Here is a 15,020-nt window from a genome sequence, read left to right on the forward strand (position 1 = left end):
TAGCGGGGATACTTCATGGCCCGTATTGTCATGAAATTTGGCGGCACTTCGGTCGCTGATGTTGATAAAATCAAAAACGTAGCACGTCGGGTCAAGGCCGAGGTGGACGCTGGCAATCAGGTTGCTGTGGTCGTCTCTGCCATGTCTGGCAAGACTAATGAACTGGTCGGTTGGGCGCAGGAAGTCTCGCCGATGTATGATGCACGCGAATATGATGTCATCGTATCGTCGGGTGAGCAGGTTACCGTCGGGCTTCTGGCCATGGCGCTGCAAAGCATGGATGTGCCTGCGCGTTCCTGGCTTGGATGGCAAATTCCGATCAAGACCGACGGCGCACATGCCAAGGCCCGTATCAAGGAAATCGACACCACCGAACTTGACAAGCGCATGAATGGCGGCGAAGTCGTTTGTGTGGCCGGGTTCCAGGGGATCGCACCGGACAACCGGATCACCACGCTCGGACGTGGCGGGTCGGATACGTCTGCTGTGGCGCTTGCGGCGGCACTGAATGCGGATCGTTGCGACATCTATACCGATGTCGAAGGGGTTTACACCACCGATCCGCGCATCGTGCCCAAGGCCAAGAAGATCGAAAAGATTACCTACGAAGAAATGCTGGAACTGGCTTCGCTGGGTGCGAAGGTCCTGCAAACCCGTTCTGTCGAGATGGCCATGAACCATCGCGTCCGGGTACAGGTCCGCTCGACCTTTAGCGAAGCAGAAGGAACACTTGTTGTAGACGAGGACGAAATCGTGGAACAGGAAGTCGTCAGCGGAATTGCCTATAGCCGTGACGAAGCCAAGATCACCTTGGTTAAAGTCGCTGATAAGCCGGGTATTGCCGCTTCTATTTTCAGCCCGCTGGCTGATGCGAATATCAATGTCGATATGATCGTGCAGAACGTCTCTGAAGACGGCAAAAGCACGGACATGACCTTTACCGTTCCGCGGGGTGAATTCCAGCGTGCGCTTCAGGTCATCGAAAAAAACAAGGACAAGATCGCCTATCAGGAACTTCTGAGCACTTCGGATGTTACCAAGGTGTCGATCATTGGTGTCGGCATGCGTTCGCATGTCGGTGTCGCGCGCAAAATGTTTGAAACCCTTGCTGAAAAGGGCATCAACATTCAGGTCATCTCCACCTCGGAAATCAAGGTCAGTGTTCTGATCGCCGAGGAATATACCGAACTTGCAGTTCGTGCCCTGCACACTGCTTATGGTCTTGATGACGAATAATTTCGACAGTCCGATCGCTTTTGCGCGATTAAGCCACTGTTAAATTACGTGTAATACTACATACTGGTCGCAACGATGTGTTTCGGCCATTTGTGATGAAATGGCAGGGGATCAATCGGTCTCCTGCATTTCTGCTTTGGGGTACAGAAAATATGAGTGATCCGAAATTCGACGCAGCACACGCGCGCCTTGAAAAACTGTGGGCAGCGGGCAAGGAATTCCTTGGAACCGATTATGCCATCTTGGCTGGCGCAATGTCGTGGGTGTCTGAACGTCATCTGGTTTCGGCGGTCTCAAATGCGGGCGGTTTTGGTGTAATTGCCTGTGGCTCCATGACCCCGGACTTGCTGTCGGCCGAAATTGCGGCGACCAAGGAAATGACCAAAAAGCCGTTCGGCGTCAATCTGATCACCATGCATCCGCAGCTTGATGATCTGATCGAAGTTTGCCGTGAACATAATGTCGGTCATGTGGTTCTGGCTGGCGGTTTGCCGTCGTCAAACTCGATCAAGCAGGCCAAGGAATTCGCCAAGGTTGTCTGCTTTGCCCCGGCGCTGGTTCTGGCCAAGAAGCTGATCCGTTCGGGTGCCGATGCGCTGGTGATCGAAGGCAGTGAAGCCGGTGGCCATATCGGCCCGGTATCGCTGACCGTTCTGGTTCAGGAAATTCTGCCAAACATTTCCGACATTCCGGTTTTCTGTGCCGGTGGTATCGGACGCGGCGAAGCAATTACCGGTCTGCTTGAACAGGGTGCGGCGGGTGTGCAGATCGGGACTCGTCTGGTGTGTGCCGAAGAATGCATTGCCCATCCCGATTTCAAGAAGGCCTTCATTCGCGCAAGCGCGCGTGATGCTGTCACCACCGTGCAGCTTGATGACCGTTTCCCGGTTATTCCGGTCCGTGCCCTTGCCAACAAGGGAACCGAGGAATTCCGCGAAACCCAGCGCAAAGTCATTGAGAAATTCCGTTCAGGCGAACTCGATCAGGGTGCCGCCCAGCTTGAAATCGAACATTTCTGGGCCGGGGCATTGCGCCGCGCCGTGATCGATGGTGACGTCGAAAGTGGATCGGTTATGGCAGGGCAGTCGGTTGGTATGGTAAAGAAAGAACAACCGGTTACCGAAATTCTGCAAGAGTTGGTCGAACAGGCCGTTCATTCCCTGATTAAGAGAGACGACTAAGCCAAATGAGCATTCCCTCCGCCGCAGTCTCTGGTCCGCGACGCCTTTTAAAGCGCGTCCGTGACGTTATGGCTGGGCCGGGGACTGCGGAAGAGCGTCTGGGACAGATCGTAACCATCATTGCTGCGGATATGGTGGCAGAGGTGTGCTCGGTCTATGTCATGCGCGCGGGCGAAGTGCTTGAACTGTTCGCGACATGTGGTCTGTCCAAAGAGGCGGTCCACATGACCCGCCTGCGCGTTGGCGAGGGCATTGTCGGTTTTGTTGCCGCCCATGCCCGTCCGCTTAATCTCAAGGATGCGCAAAAGCACCCGAACTTTGCCTATCGCCCGGAAACCGGCGAGGAAATCTATCATTCCATGATCGGTGTGCCGATTTTGCGCGGTGGTCGCATTATCGGGGTTCTGGCCGTTCAGAACCGTACCGAACGCCTTTATTCCGAAGACGAACAGGAAGCGCTTGAAAACGTAGCCATGGTGCTGGCCGAAATGGTCGCCGGTGGCGAACTGGTCAGCCGTGAAGAGCTGCTTCCGGCTGATGGGATTGCATTATTGCCGTTGCGTCTGGGCGGGGCGCGTCTGGCACCCGGGATCGGCAAGGGGCTTGCCGTTCTTCATGAGCCGCGCATCGTCATTGATCGCATGGTGTCCGAAGACCCGGAAGAAGAACTGACGCGTCTGCGCGAAGCCATGCACGGGCTTCAGAACCATCTCGACAAGATGCTCGAAGCAGTATCGGGTATTGATGGCCTGAACGAGGCCGACGATCCGGGCGACATTCTTGAAGCCTATCGGATGATTGCCCAGGATACCGGATGGCTTAACCGCATCACCGAGGCGGTTCATACCGGCCTTACCGCAGAAGCCGCGGTGCAAAAAGTTCATGACGATACGCGTGCGCGCATGGCGCAGGTCTCCGACCCGTATTTGCGCGAACGTCTTCATGATCTCGAAGATCTGGCCAACCGGTTGTTGCAGCATCTTTCCGGGCAATATCAGTCCCCGGCATTTGGCGATCTGCCTGATGACATCATTCTGGTTGCGCGCAATATAGGTCCGGCCGAACTTCTTGATTATGATCATACCCGGTTGCGCGGTCTGGCGCTTGAAGAAGGGTCGCATACCTCGCACGTGGCGATCGTTGCCCGTGCGCTTGATATTCCGGTTCTGGGCGGAGTCAAAGGGGTTCTCGACAAGGTCGAGGCCGGTGATCCGCTGATTGTTGATGCTGACAATACCCAGCTGTTTGTCCGCCCGACCGAAGATGTGCGCGCCGTAATTGATGGCGCCCTTAAGGCCCGGGCGGAACGCAAGGCGCTTTATGCCCAGATGCGCGACATGCCCGCACGCACCACCGATGGTGCGGACATTTCGCTTAATGTGAATGCCGGTCTTTTGATCGATGTTCCCCATGTGGTGGAAAGCGGTGCGGATGGTATTGGCCTGTACCGGACGGAAATTCCATTCATGGTGCGATCGGCCATGCCCGATATCACCGACCAGACGCGTCTTTACGACCGGATTTTCGAACAGGCGGACGGACGTCCTGTTGTGTTTCGGACCCTTGATGTCGGGGGTGACAAGTTGTTACCCTATTGGGAGGACATGACAGAAGAAAACCCGGCAATGGGGTGGCGGTCGATCCGCATCACCCTGGATCGCCCGGCAGTGCTTGTGCATCAGTTGCGCGCCCTGATCCGGGCCGGTCATGACCGGGATCTGTATGTCATGTTCCCGATGATCGCAGAAGTGGCCGAGTTTGATCAGGCCAAGCAGCTTCTGGATCAGCAGCTTAAACGTGAAGCCGAACGCGGATTTGTACCGCGCAAGGTCGAAGTTGGCGCAATGCTCGAAGTGCCCGCCCTGATCTGGCAGGCCCCGACATTGCTTGACCGGGTGGATTTCCTGTCGGTTGGGACCAACGATCTGTTGCAGTTCATGTTTGCTGCCGATCGCGGTAACCCGCGGATCGAAGGACGGTATGATACCCTGTCACCGAGTGTATTTGCATTTATGCGGCAATTGGTGACATTGTGTGACCAGCGGAATGTCCGCCTGACCATTTGTGGTGAAATGGCGGGGCGGCCGCTCGAAGCGATGGCTCTCATCGGTTTGGGAATCAAACGATTGTCAATGGCGCCTGCATCTGTCGGTCCTGTGAAGGAAATGGTCAGAAGCATGTGCAAGGCTGAAGTTGAAAGATATGTCCTGACGATAATGGACAGTTCCACCAGATCTCTGCGTTCGCGTCTTAAGGCTTTCGCAATAGATCATGGTGTAAAACTTTAAAAAACATCGCTTTTGGTGGGGGTATCTGCTATTTTTATTGCTAGATCGTAACGTGGGGGTGCGGAGTTGGCGATCAAAAAGCGAAAGGAAGATCATTTGGGTGATGAGTCCCGTGAACGCCTGCGTTTCAGGCCTTTATCCGGGGACCAGCCATCGAATGATGTTGTGATGGACGCAGAGAATAATCAGTTCGGCGGTGGAAGTGCCGATGTCGGAAGCCTGCTTAAGGCGACCCGTACCGGATTGGGGCAATCAGTCGAAGACGTTTGCCGTATGCTCCGTATTCGCAAAATCTATATCGAAGCCATTGAAAACAGCGACTATTCGATCTTGCCGAATGGTCCCTATGGTCTTGGCTTTGTAAAGGCATATGCCGAACATCTTGGATTGGACGGGGCAGAAATGACCCGTCGTTTCCGCGAGGAAAGCAATGCGCCTGCGGTTCGCAGCGAATTGTCATTCCCGAAACCGGTTCAGGAAAGCCGTGTGCCCGGTGGGGCGGTGCTGCTGATTGCCGTGATGCTGGGTCTTGGTGCTTATGGCGGATGGTACTATCTGTCGAGCCAGGGCAAAACCATTGCTGATCTGGTTGATCCGTTGCCCGAACGCCTGGCAAGCTATTCGGCAAAGCCGGTCGAGCCGGCTGAACCGCGTAATCTTGAAAACGCAGCCGAGGCACAAGCCGCCGAGGCCGATGTTCCTGCAACAGCACCGGTAACCCCGGAAACGGCGGCGAATGACGCATCTGATGCGCCAGTCACCCCGGTCGTGCCGTCACAGGAAACTGCAACCGCGACAGAAGAACCGGTCGCGGAACCGCAATCGGCACCGGCCGCCGAAGTTGCAGAAGCAACCGAGGCAACCGGCGCATCTGATGCACCGGCACCGGTTGTGGCCGAAGAACCCGCAGCCACGCCGGAAACGGCACCTGCGCCGGCTGAACAGCAACCTGCTGCTTCGGCATCGACATCGGCACCGGCGGCACCCGCAGCGGAAGTTGCGTCGGTTCCTGCGGCACCGGAAGTCGAAGAGGCGGGCGGTGCCCGTGTGTTCGGGGCGGTCAATGTTGACAGCCGTGTCACGATTTCGGCGGTTGAGACCAGCTGGGTCCGCATCCGCGAGTCAGATGGCAATGTGCTTCTGACCCGTATGCTGACGGCAGGCGATACCTATAAGGTGCCGAATCGTGATGGCCTTAAACTTGAAGTCGGCAATGCCGGTGCGCTGACCTATAGCATCGACGGTGCGGACGCCAAGCCGGTCGGCGATTACGGTGCGGTGATTTCGGACTTTTCGCTTGATGTCGATGATCTGACACAGGCTGATCAGCCGACTGCACAGTAACTTTTCTGCCATCGAACTGGCACGGAACTGTGATCTGATGACGAAGGCGACCCGATGGGTCGCCTTTTTCGTGTCAGATATGCAAAATCTGGCTGAAAATCTGTCAGGCAACGGTTTCTAATCTGTGCCTGATAAGCTATATACACCCCCAAGACATCTTGAACATTCTGGAACACGAAATGAGCGTCCGCCCATATCGCGATATTGAACGCCGCCAAAGCCGCAAAATCCGTGTTGGTAATGTGGAAGTTGGTGGAGATGCGCCGATCTCGGTGCAGTCGATGACCAATACCCTGACCACCGATGTGAACGCGACAGTTGCGCAAATCCATCGTCTGGAAGAAGCGGGTGCGGATATTGTGCGTGTTTCCTGCCCCGATCAGGAATCAACCGCAGCCCTGAAAGACATCATCAAACAGGTGCATGTCCCGATCGTTGCCGACATTCATTTCCATTACAAACGCGCGATCGAGGCGGCCGAAGCCGGCGCTGCGTGTCTGCGCATCAATCCGGGCAATATCGGATCGACCGACCGCGTGCGCGAAGTCGTCAAGGCAGCCAAGGATCATGGTTGTTCGATGCGCATTGGCGTGAATGCCGGGTCGCTCGAAAAGGAGCTTCTGGAACGGTACGGCGAACCGTGCCCTGAGGCGATGGTCGAAAGTGCGCTTAACCACGCCAAAATCCTTGAAGATCAGGATTTCCGCGAATTCAAGATTTCGGTAAAGGCATCGGACGTGTTCCTTGCGGTTGCTGCCTATTACGGTTTGGCCGAAGCATGCGATTATCCGCTGCATCTTGGCATTACCGAGGCCGGTGGTCTGCGCGGTGGTACGGTAAAATCGTCGATCGGTATGGGCAACCTTCTGTGGGCCGGTATTGGTGATACGCTTCGTGTGTCGCTGTCGGCTGACCCGGTCGAGGAAATCCATGTCGGGTTTGATATTCTGAAATCGCTTGGCCTTCGGACACGTGGTGTTCAGATCATTTCCTGTCCGTCCTGTGCGCGTCAGGGCTTTAACGTGGTTGAAACCGTGGCAGAGCTTGAAAAGCGTCTTGCCCATATCTCGACCCCGATTTCCCTGTCGATTATTGGCTGTATCGTCAATGGCCCGGGCGAAGCCCGCGAAACCGATATCGGCCTGACCGGTGGTGGTGGCGGAAATCACAAGATGTATATTTCCGGCCGTCCCGATCATAATATCAGCACCGAAAAGATGGTCGACCATATCGTCGAACTGGTCGAAGAACGGGCTGCCAAGATCGAAGCCGAAGAAGCAGCAAAACAAACCGCAGCGGAATAGCAACGCTGTATTGATCAATTTTGGCTTTCCGCCACACCGGCGGAAAGCTATTTTCATGTTCGCATGAATTTGCGCAACGCGGATTTTCGCGCAAATATCTGGAATTCAAGTTAGATCGGAGACCCAAAGTGGCATCGCTTCAACCCGTCCGTGGCACGCACGACCTTCTGCCGGAACAGAACCGTCTGCAGGATTATATCGCGAATACTGCACGCGAAATCGGCGAGTTGTATGGCTACCACCGGATGACCACGCCGATCTTCGAATTTACCGAAGTCTTTGCCAGAACCCTTGGCGATACATCCGATGTCGTGACCAAGGAAATGTATACGTTCGAAGATCGCGGCGGCGAACAGATCACGCTGCGCCCCGAAGGAACGGCGGGTATTGCGCGTGCCTATATTTCCAATGGCATGCAGCAGATGTCCCCGGTCAAGGTCAGCTATTATGGCCCGATGTTCCGGTATGAACGTCCGCAAAAAGGCCGCCAGCGCCAGTTCCACCAGATCGGTGCCGAACTTCTTGGCGTCGAACAGGTCGCAGGCGACATCGAAATGATCGGGTATGGCGCACATATCCTTAAACGCCTTGGCCTCTGGGATGATATCACGCTTGAACTCAATACCCTTGGCGATCCGGAAAGCCGTGCGGCTTATCGCGATGTTCTGGTCGATTACTTCAAGGGCCATTTTGACAAGCTGTCAGAAGACAGCCGTGCGCGTCTGGAAAAGAACCCGCTGCGTATCCTTGATTCCAAGGATGAAGGCGACCGCGAACTGGTAGCCAATGCGCCGCTGTTTTCGGAATATCTGAATGACCACAGCAAGGAATTCTTCAAGGGCCTGACCGAAGGTCTGGGGGATATCGGCATCAGCTATGAGCTGAACCCGCGTCTGGTGCGTGGTCTGGATTACTATTGCCATACCTGTTTCGAGTTCACGACCAACACCCTTGGCGCACAGGGCACTGTAATGGCCGGTGGCCGTTATGACGGCCTGATTTCGACCATGGGTGGTCCGCAGACCGCCGGTGTTGGCTGGGCGGCCGGTGTGGAACGTCTTGCCCTTATGGTGGGCGAAGCCCCGGCCGGTGCGCGACCGGTGGCCCTGATCCCGATGGGGGATGCGGCCGAGGCAAAATGCAGAAGTCTGGCCCAGACTTTGCGCGAAGCCGGTGTGGCTGTCGAGCTTGGCTATTCAGGCAATATGAAAAAGCGCCTGAAGCGCGCGGACAAGGCAAATGCCAGCCGGGCCGTGATCCTTGGTGATGACGAACTGGCCAAAGGTGTCGCCCAGTTGCGCGATCTCGATAGTGGCGAGCAACAGGAAGTCGCACTCGATCAGCTTGCTGATGTGATCGGCAAAAAGTGAGAACAGCGTGACAGACGGACCAACGCATGAGGATGCCGGAGACTGGCCGCTTGATCGCCTGATGGTGATCGGCACCAATCATCGGCGCTCAAGCGAGGATACCCGCGACCGTCTGTTCATCGAAGAAGCCCGCCTGCCACAGTTTCTGGCCGCGATCGAGCAGGCCCGTCTGGGGCAGGCCGTGGTGGTTTCGACCTGTAACCGCACCGAAATCCATTTGCTGGCGTCTGAGGCCGAGCGCGGTCGCGAACGTCTGATCGATCTGATGTCGCTTTGGGCTGATATTGATCGTGATCAGCTGGCAACCGAACTTTATATCCGCGCAGGCCGGGATGCGCTTCGCCACATGTTTGCGGTGGCCGCATCGCTTGACAGTCTGGTGATTGGCGAACCCGAAGTCTTTGGTCAGGTCAAGGATGCGCATCGCATCGCGCGCAAGCATGATCTGGTCGGGCGCGAACTGGAACAGGTTTATCAGACCGCCTATGCGATCGCCAAAAAGGTCCGAAGCCAGACCGGTATCGGACAGGGCGCGGTTTCGATTGCCGCAGCGGCCCAGTCGGTTGCCCGTGACCTGCATGGTGATCTTAAGGATTGTACCTTGCTTGTTGCCGGGGCAGGCGACATGGGCGAACTGATTGCTGCATCGCTTGCCGAACGGGGCATCGGACGCATTCTGGTGACCGATCGCCTGACGGCCCGGGCGCGGCTGGTGGCCAGACGGCTTGATTGTCACTGGTCGGAAATGGATGACCTTGACCGGCTTCTGGCCGAGGCGGATCTGGTTCTGACCGCCGGTGGTTCGCGGCGATACATGATTGACAAGGACCGCGCGCTTGCCGCGGTCAAACGCCGCCGGTTCCGACCGGTTCTGATGATTGATACCGCCGTTCCGGGCGATATCGATCCGCAGGTCGATGAAATTGACGAAGTGTTCTTTTACCGGATCGAGGATCTGGAAAAGATCGCTGCCGAAGGACGCGGCGGGCGCGAGGAAAAGGCAGACGAAGCCTGGGCGCTGATTGAAACCGAACTTGATGGCTTTGTTCGGGATCGTGCGCAACGGGCGGCTGTTCCGGCCATTGCCGATTTGCGCAAACGGTTCGAGGCCGTCCGTGAAGATGCGCTGCGTGAAAGCCACGGGGATGCGGAAAAGGCAACCAGACTTCTGGTCAATCGTCTTTTGCATGCACCGACCCAGGCCCTGAAAGATTTGGCGACGACAACAGACGGTGTTGGCACCGTGGAATGGGTCAAGGCCCAGAAATTGTTGGCACGCCTGTTTGAACTTGAAGACAAACCGGTCGACGCGGCAAAAAGCCCGACCGATCCGAAGCAGGAGAATGAAGAGTGAGTCTCGACCTTGGTAAACTTGATGGTGTTGTGCGCCGGTTTGACGAACTCAACGCGCTTCTTTCAAGCGGCGAGCTTGATGGCGAAGGCTTTGCCAAAATGTCGCGCGAACATGCCGAGCTGGCCCCGGTGGTCGAGGCGATCGAGGCCTATAAACGCCTTCTGAGCGACCTTGAAGAAGCCGAAGAAATCCTGGCTGACCCGTCCGGCGATCGCGACATGCGTGAAATGGCAGAAACCGAGAAATACGAAATTCTTGAAAAACTGCCCGAAGCCGAACGCCAGATGAAGCTGATGCTGATCCCCAAGGATAGCGCAGACACCAAAAACGCCATTCTTGAAATTCGTGCAGGCACCGGCGGCGAGGAAGCCGCCCTGTTTGCAGCCGATCTGTATCGCATGTATCAGCGTTACGCCGAAGGCCGCGGCTGGAAGTTCGAACAGATGGATGCCAGCGAGAACGACCTTGGCGGTTACAAGGAAGTCATCGTCAACGTGTCGGGGACGGACGTGTTTGCGCGTCTGAAATTTGAAAGTGGCGTGCACCGTGTGCAGCGTGTCCCGGTGACAGAAGGCGGCGGTCGCATTCATACGTCTGCGGCAACCGTTGCGGTGCTGCCCGAGGCCGAAGAAGTCGATATCCGCATTGATCCCAAGGATCTGCGTATTGATACATACCGTTCGCAAGGGGCCGGTGGTCAGCACGTCAACACGACCGATAGTGCGGTGCGCATCACCCATATCCCGACCGGTGTGGTTGCCGCCAGCCAGGAAGCAAAATCGCAGCACAAGAACAAGGAAAAGGCGATGAAGATGCTGCTTTCGCGCCTGTATGACCAGGAACGCGAAAGCAAGGACAGCGCACGCGCGGCGGATCGCAAGTCACAGGTCGGATCGGGGGATCGTTCCGAGCGTATCCGCACCTATAACTTCCCGCAGGGGCGCGTATCGGATCACCGCATCAACCTGACCCTGTATCGTCTGGATGATTTCATTGCCGGTGGCCCGGCCGTCGATGAAATGATCGATGCCCTGATTGCCGAAGAACAGGCACAGAAACTGGCCGAGATCGAAGGGTAAGCATGTCCGCAACACTCGGCACATTGATGGCAGAAGGGGTCGCAGCCCTGAATGAGGCGGGCATTGAAAATGCCCGGATGGATGTGCGCATCTTGCTTGCACGTGCGGCCGGTGTTGATGGCGGGCGGATTTCGGCATGGCCCGAAGACGAAGTCGCGGCTGACAAGGAAACACTGTTTCGTGACATGATTGCGCGGCGCAGCGGGCATGAACCGGTCGGACGGATTTTGGGGGAACGCGATTTCTGGCGTCATACTTTCAAACTGGCCCCCGAAACGCTTGAACCGCGCCCCGATAGCGAAACCCTTGTTGAATGGGCGATTGATTTCCTTGAAGACAATGATGCGCCGCGCATTGTCGATTTTGGTACCGGCACCGGGTGTTTGTTGCTTTCGACCATTGGTGATTTGCCCGGATCAAGCGGTATCGGTCTTGATATCAGCGAAGGTGCGGTTGCCTGTGCGCGGGAAAATGCCCGCGCCCTTGATCTGGACGGGCAGGTGGAATTCCGGGTCTCGGATTGGGATAGCGCCCTTGGTGATCGCGAACGTGCGGACGGGTTTGATCTTGTGATGTCCAACCCGCCCTATATCACCCGGGACGAGATGGAAACACTGTCACCGGAAGTTCAGAAATTTGATCCGCGCATTGCCCTGACCGATGAAGGGGACGGACTGGCGGCCTATCGGGTGCTGTCACAGGTTGCCTTTGATCTGGCAAAGCCGGGTGGCTTCGTGATTTTCGAGATTGGCCGCGGTCAGGAAAAAGACGTTGGCCAGTTGCTGGTCGAAGCCGGTTTTGTCGGGGTGGAATATCGCGAAGACCTTGGCGGTATTGTGCGCTGTGTCGCGGCAAAGAAAACGCGCTGTTCTGTTGGTCGTTGCGTAATCTGAGTTTTGCGTCCCTGTGATGTAAAAAAAGCGATTGGCAGTGAAAAAAACAGTTGGAATAACAGATCAAGCCATATAGGTTGGTTTTAACGGGCCGGGTGCCCGACGCGCTTATGAGAGCGCCGTGTTCCCCAGTAAACAGTTAACAATCTCCGTTCCATTGATGGATCCCGGCAGGTTTGTGTAGGTGCCGTTTTGACCGGTGCTGTTTAGCGGGAAATATGTTTTTCAGACGGAGTGGTTCCGGGGCCTTTGATGCCACCGGATTGTTCTTCAACACCAAAGTCATGTTGATATGAGAAATAACAATAAACGTCCGCGCGGACGGCAACAGTCTAACAAACGTCCAGTAAATCCAAAATTCCAGAATTTTGACAGCAATGGGCCGGACGGCCGTGTTCGCGGCAACGCCCAGCAGGTCTACGAAAAATACGTTTCGCTTGCCAAGGATTGCACTGACGATCCGGTTCTTGCGGAAAACTTCTATCAGCACGCTGAACACTACCACCGCATTCTTCAGGCGGCACAGGAGTGGGAAAACCAGCGTCGCGAAGAACGTGGCGAAAACAATCGTCAGCGCAACAACCGTGGCAACCGTGACGACCGCAACGACGCCCAGTCAAACCAGGGCGACGACCAGCAGGGCGACAACACCGAAAACGTGGAAAACGCGTCCAACGACAGTGTTGCAACCCCGGCGGATGCAGACGGTTCGGCTGGTGAAAACACCGAAACTGCTGCAAGCGACGATGGTGACGACAAGCCGAAACGCGCAACCCGCACCCGTCGGACCGACGGTCGTGCAGCCGGTCGCGGTCGCCCGCGCAAAACCGACGATGCCGATGCGTCCGACAAGCCCGCAGCAGCAGATGCCGCTGGCGACGACACCCCGGCTGATGCCGAAACGGCAGAGCAGGGTGACGAAACCGAAAAGAAACCGCGCCGTGCCGCAAGTGGCACCGCCCGCACCCGTGGCCGCCATCCGACAGCGCGTCGCGGGCGCAGCCGTGCGGCAGGCCGTGATGACGAAGAAGCCGTTTCTTCTGACGAAGGTACGGAACCGGTTTCGGCCTGATCTGCCGGTCACATCATCTCAACATGACAAACACCCCTGTAAGTCAATGACTTGCAGGGGTGTTGTCGTTTCCGGGGGAATTTCCGGTCCCGGATGGCTGTTTAACGCGGTGTAACTGTAAAACAATATATCGGAATATATCGTGCAACCTGAGATTATTGTTGGTATCAATTTATAAAAATCACAAATAATTCCGTAAGGTTACTGCCGGTCAAAGAACACAGGTGGTGACCACCGAAAGGCGCGCATAGTCGGGGAGTGGTTGATGGGAACAGGTCTGTTTCGGGTCATCATGGTGCTGTTATGGGCACTTGGCGGGATGGTCATCGCCCTTGGTTTGTTTAATGGTGACTATGAACTGGCCCTGCTTGGCGGGGTATGTTTCATCATCCCGATGTTCCTGCCGCTGATTGTGATTGCCATTAACCGGTCACGACCGGCTTCTTCGAAGTCCAAGAAGACCCTGTCACCGGCCCAGCAGGCCAAAATCAAGGCCGAAGGACAATGGGCCAAGCGCGAAGACCTGACGGCACGCAAGCTTCTTGAAAACAATCCGCTGCTTGTTCTGGGGCGCTGGGGGGATGAAAAACGCCTGGTCGGGGCGTCAGGTTTGAAACGTGTCATCACCTTTGCCACGTCACCTGACGAATATTACCGGTCGTCGGCCGAACCCAATGCGTTGCTTCATACCGGCAATCTGTTCGTCTATGAACGGGTCGGCAGCATCTATCGCGCGGTTCATGATCGCCGTGCAAAAATGGGTCAGAAGCTGATTGTGCTGGATCCGCACGGACAAAGCGGGGCTGAAACCCATCAATTCAATCCGTTTGATTTTATCCGTCAGCAGGGCGAAGGGCTGATTACCGATACCGGGCTGATCGCCGATACCCTGTTGGCGCCGATGTTTGTCCAGGAACTTGACGAACAGGAAGTGCGAACTGCGCGCACCCTGTTACAGGGCTTCATCGTTCATACCATTCAGAAAAGCCTTAAGGAAAACAGGAATTTGGGCGAAGTCCGCCGCAACCTGATCATGCCTTCTCACCGGTTCTACAAGATCCTTGAAGAACTGATGGGGATTGAATCCGCCGATGGGCGGATTTCCGAGGTCGCACTGAATATCCTTGATATGACCGAAGATCAGCGCATGAAGATCATCGAGGCCTGCCGTAATGCGACGGCGGAATTCGATCATCCGCAAATCTCGCGCCTGGTCAGCAGCAGCAGCTTCACCATCGATGATATCGTATCGGGCGGCGTTTCGATTTTTGTCATCGGGCAGCTGGCCGGGGAAACCCCGGATGTTCAACCATCCTTCAGCCGTGTGATGCTGGCCGGGATGATGAACCTGATCAATCAGCGCGGCTGGAAATCGGGGGATCCGGAATTCCTGATTCTGCTGGACGGGGTGGAACGGGTCGGGCGCATGCCGCTGTTTGAACGGCTTCTTGGCGGCGGATATGGTGATGGCATGGTGGTCTGGCCCGGATTTAGCGGTGTCAGTGGCCTGATGGATGTGTGCCTGAACTGGGAAAACGTTGTCGGGCGGGTTGATGCCATTTCGGTGCTTAGCCAGGAAGGGGCGTTCAACCTTGACTGGGTGTCGGGGCTGACGGCGATGTCACGCTTTGACGATACCGGTGGCGGGGCCGATACCACACGCCCGGTGCATTTGCGCCCACAGGACAACCAGCCGATCCTCAGATCAGCCGAAGTCGCACGGTTCCCAAAGGAAGAACAAATCCTGTTTCGCAAGGGATGCCCACCGATCCGGGCCTGGCGACTTGACTGGCATCATGATGAAATGTTTGCCGGGATGGCTGTTCACGCCCCGACATTCAATCCGGAAAGCTAGAAACGCTATTCGGGGGCGGCGGTCATCAATGGACGACATCCTGC

Annotated in this window: 11 protein-coding genes; all 11 read left to right on the forward strand. The window is 56.2% G+C overall.

The window, feature by feature from the left end; translation table 11 throughout:
- Positions 1–15 precede the first annotated feature (15 nt).
- The 11 genes from CU041_RS04010 (at position 16) to CU041_RS04060 (ending at position 14,976) form a co-directional block, all read left to right on the forward strand.
- Entirely contained in the window at positions 16–1,236 is a 1,221-nt protein-coding gene (locus CU041_RS04010) for an aspartate kinase (RefSeq protein ID WP_068519662.1), read from the forward strand.
- 152 nt (positions 1,237–1,388) lie between these two features.
- Positions 1,389–2,417: an NAD(P)H-dependent flavin oxidoreductase gene (locus CU041_RS04015; RefSeq protein ID WP_101245823.1), complete on the forward strand. Its 1,029-nt coding sequence runs from the start codon at positions 1,389–1,391 to the stop codon at positions 2,415–2,417.
- Positions 2,418–2,422: 5 nt separating this feature from the next.
- Positions 2,423–4,705 carry a phosphoenolpyruvate--protein phosphotransferase gene (gene ptsP / locus CU041_RS04020; protein WP_068519663.1) on the forward strand — a complete coding sequence of 761 codons (2,283 nt, stop codon included), beginning with the start codon at positions 2,423–2,425 and terminating at the stop codon, positions 4,703–4,705.
- Between the two features lie 168 nt (positions 4,706–4,873).
- Positions 4,874–6,049 carry a helix-turn-helix domain-containing protein gene (locus CU041_RS04025; RefSeq protein WP_101245925.1) on the forward strand — a complete coding sequence of 392 codons (1,176 nt, stop codon included), beginning with the start codon at positions 4,874–4,876 and terminating at the stop codon, positions 6,047–6,049.
- 179 nt (positions 6,050–6,228) lie between these two features.
- Positions 6,229–7,353 (forward strand): flavodoxin-dependent (E)-4-hydroxy-3-methylbut-2-enyl-diphosphate synthase, encoded by a 1,125-nt coding sequence (gene ispG, locus CU041_RS04030; RefSeq protein WP_068519665.1) that lies wholly within the window; start codon positions 6,229–6,231, stop codon positions 7,351–7,353.
- 128 nt (positions 7,354–7,481) lie between these two features.
- Positions 7,482–8,723 carry a histidine--tRNA ligase gene (gene hisS, locus CU041_RS04035; RefSeq protein WP_101245824.1) on the forward strand — a complete coding sequence of 414 codons (1,242 nt, stop codon included), beginning with the start codon at positions 7,482–7,484 and terminating at the stop codon, positions 8,721–8,723.
- Positions 8,724–8,730: 7 nt separating this feature from the next.
- On the forward strand, positions 8,731–10,077 hold the full coding sequence (gene hemA / locus CU041_RS04040; protein ID WP_101245825.1) for a glutamyl-tRNA reductase: 1,347 nt from the start codon (positions 8,731–8,733) through the stop codon (positions 10,075–10,077).
- Positions 10,074–11,156 carry a peptide chain release factor 1 gene (gene prfA / locus CU041_RS04045; RefSeq protein ID WP_068519668.1) on the forward strand — a complete coding sequence of 361 codons (1,083 nt, stop codon included), beginning with the start codon at positions 10,074–10,076 and terminating at the stop codon, positions 11,154–11,156. Before hemA ends, prfA begins: the two co-directional genes overlap by 4 nt.
- 2 nt (positions 11,157–11,158) lie before the next feature.
- Positions 11,159–12,049 carry a peptide chain release factor N(5)-glutamine methyltransferase gene (prmC, locus tag CU041_RS04050; RefSeq protein ID WP_101245826.1) on the forward strand — a complete coding sequence of 297 codons (891 nt, stop codon included), beginning with the start codon at positions 11,159–11,161 and terminating at the stop codon, positions 12,047–12,049.
- A 292-nt stretch (positions 12,050–12,341) separates the two neighbouring features.
- On the forward strand, positions 12,342–13,121 hold the full coding sequence (locus CU041_RS04055) for a DUF4167 domain-containing protein (RefSeq protein WP_101245827.1): 780 nt from the start codon (positions 12,342–12,344) through the stop codon (positions 13,119–13,121).
- Positions 13,122–13,386: 265 nt separating this feature from the next.
- Positions 13,387–14,976, forward strand: coding sequence for a type IV secretory system conjugative DNA transfer family protein (locus CU041_RS04060; protein WP_101245828.1), 1,590 nt, complete (start codon positions 13,387–13,389; stop codon positions 14,974–14,976).
- Positions 14,977–15,020 lie beyond the last annotated feature (44 nt).

Origin of the sequence: Thalassospira povalilytica (assembly GCF_002844235.1) — a bacterium.
Lineage (GTDB): Bacteria > Pseudomonadota > Alphaproteobacteria > Rhodospirillales > Thalassospiraceae > Thalassospira > Thalassospira povalilytica.

Coding starts and splice junctions, on each gene's coding strand:
- CU041_RS04010 (WP_068519662.1), top strand. CDS start 16: ATGGCCCGTATTGTCATGAAATTTGGCGGCACTTCGGTCGCTGATGTT.
- CU041_RS04015 (WP_101245823.1), top strand. CDS start 1,389: ATGAGTGATCCGAAATTCGACGCAGCACACGCGCGCCTTGAAAAACTG.
- ptsP (WP_068519663.1), top strand. CDS start 2,423: ATGAGCATTCCCTCCGCCGCAGTCTCTGGTCCGCGACGCCTTTTAAAG.
- CU041_RS04025 (WP_101245925.1), top strand. CDS start 4,874: ATGGACGCAGAGAATAATCAGTTCGGCGGTGGAAGTGCCGATGTCGGA.
- ispG (WP_068519665.1), top strand. CDS start 6,229: ATGAGCGTCCGCCCATATCGCGATATTGAACGCCGCCAAAGCCGCAAA.
- prmC (WP_101245826.1), top strand. CDS start 11,159: ATGTCCGCAACACTCGGCACATTGATGGCAGAAGGGGTCGCAGCCCTG.
- CU041_RS04055 (WP_101245827.1), top strand. CDS start 12,342: ATGAGAAATAACAATAAACGTCCGCGCGGACGGCAACAGTCTAACAAA.
- CU041_RS04060 (WP_101245828.1), top strand. CDS start 13,387: ATGGGAACAGGTCTGTTTCGGGTCATCATGGTGCTGTTATGGGCACTT.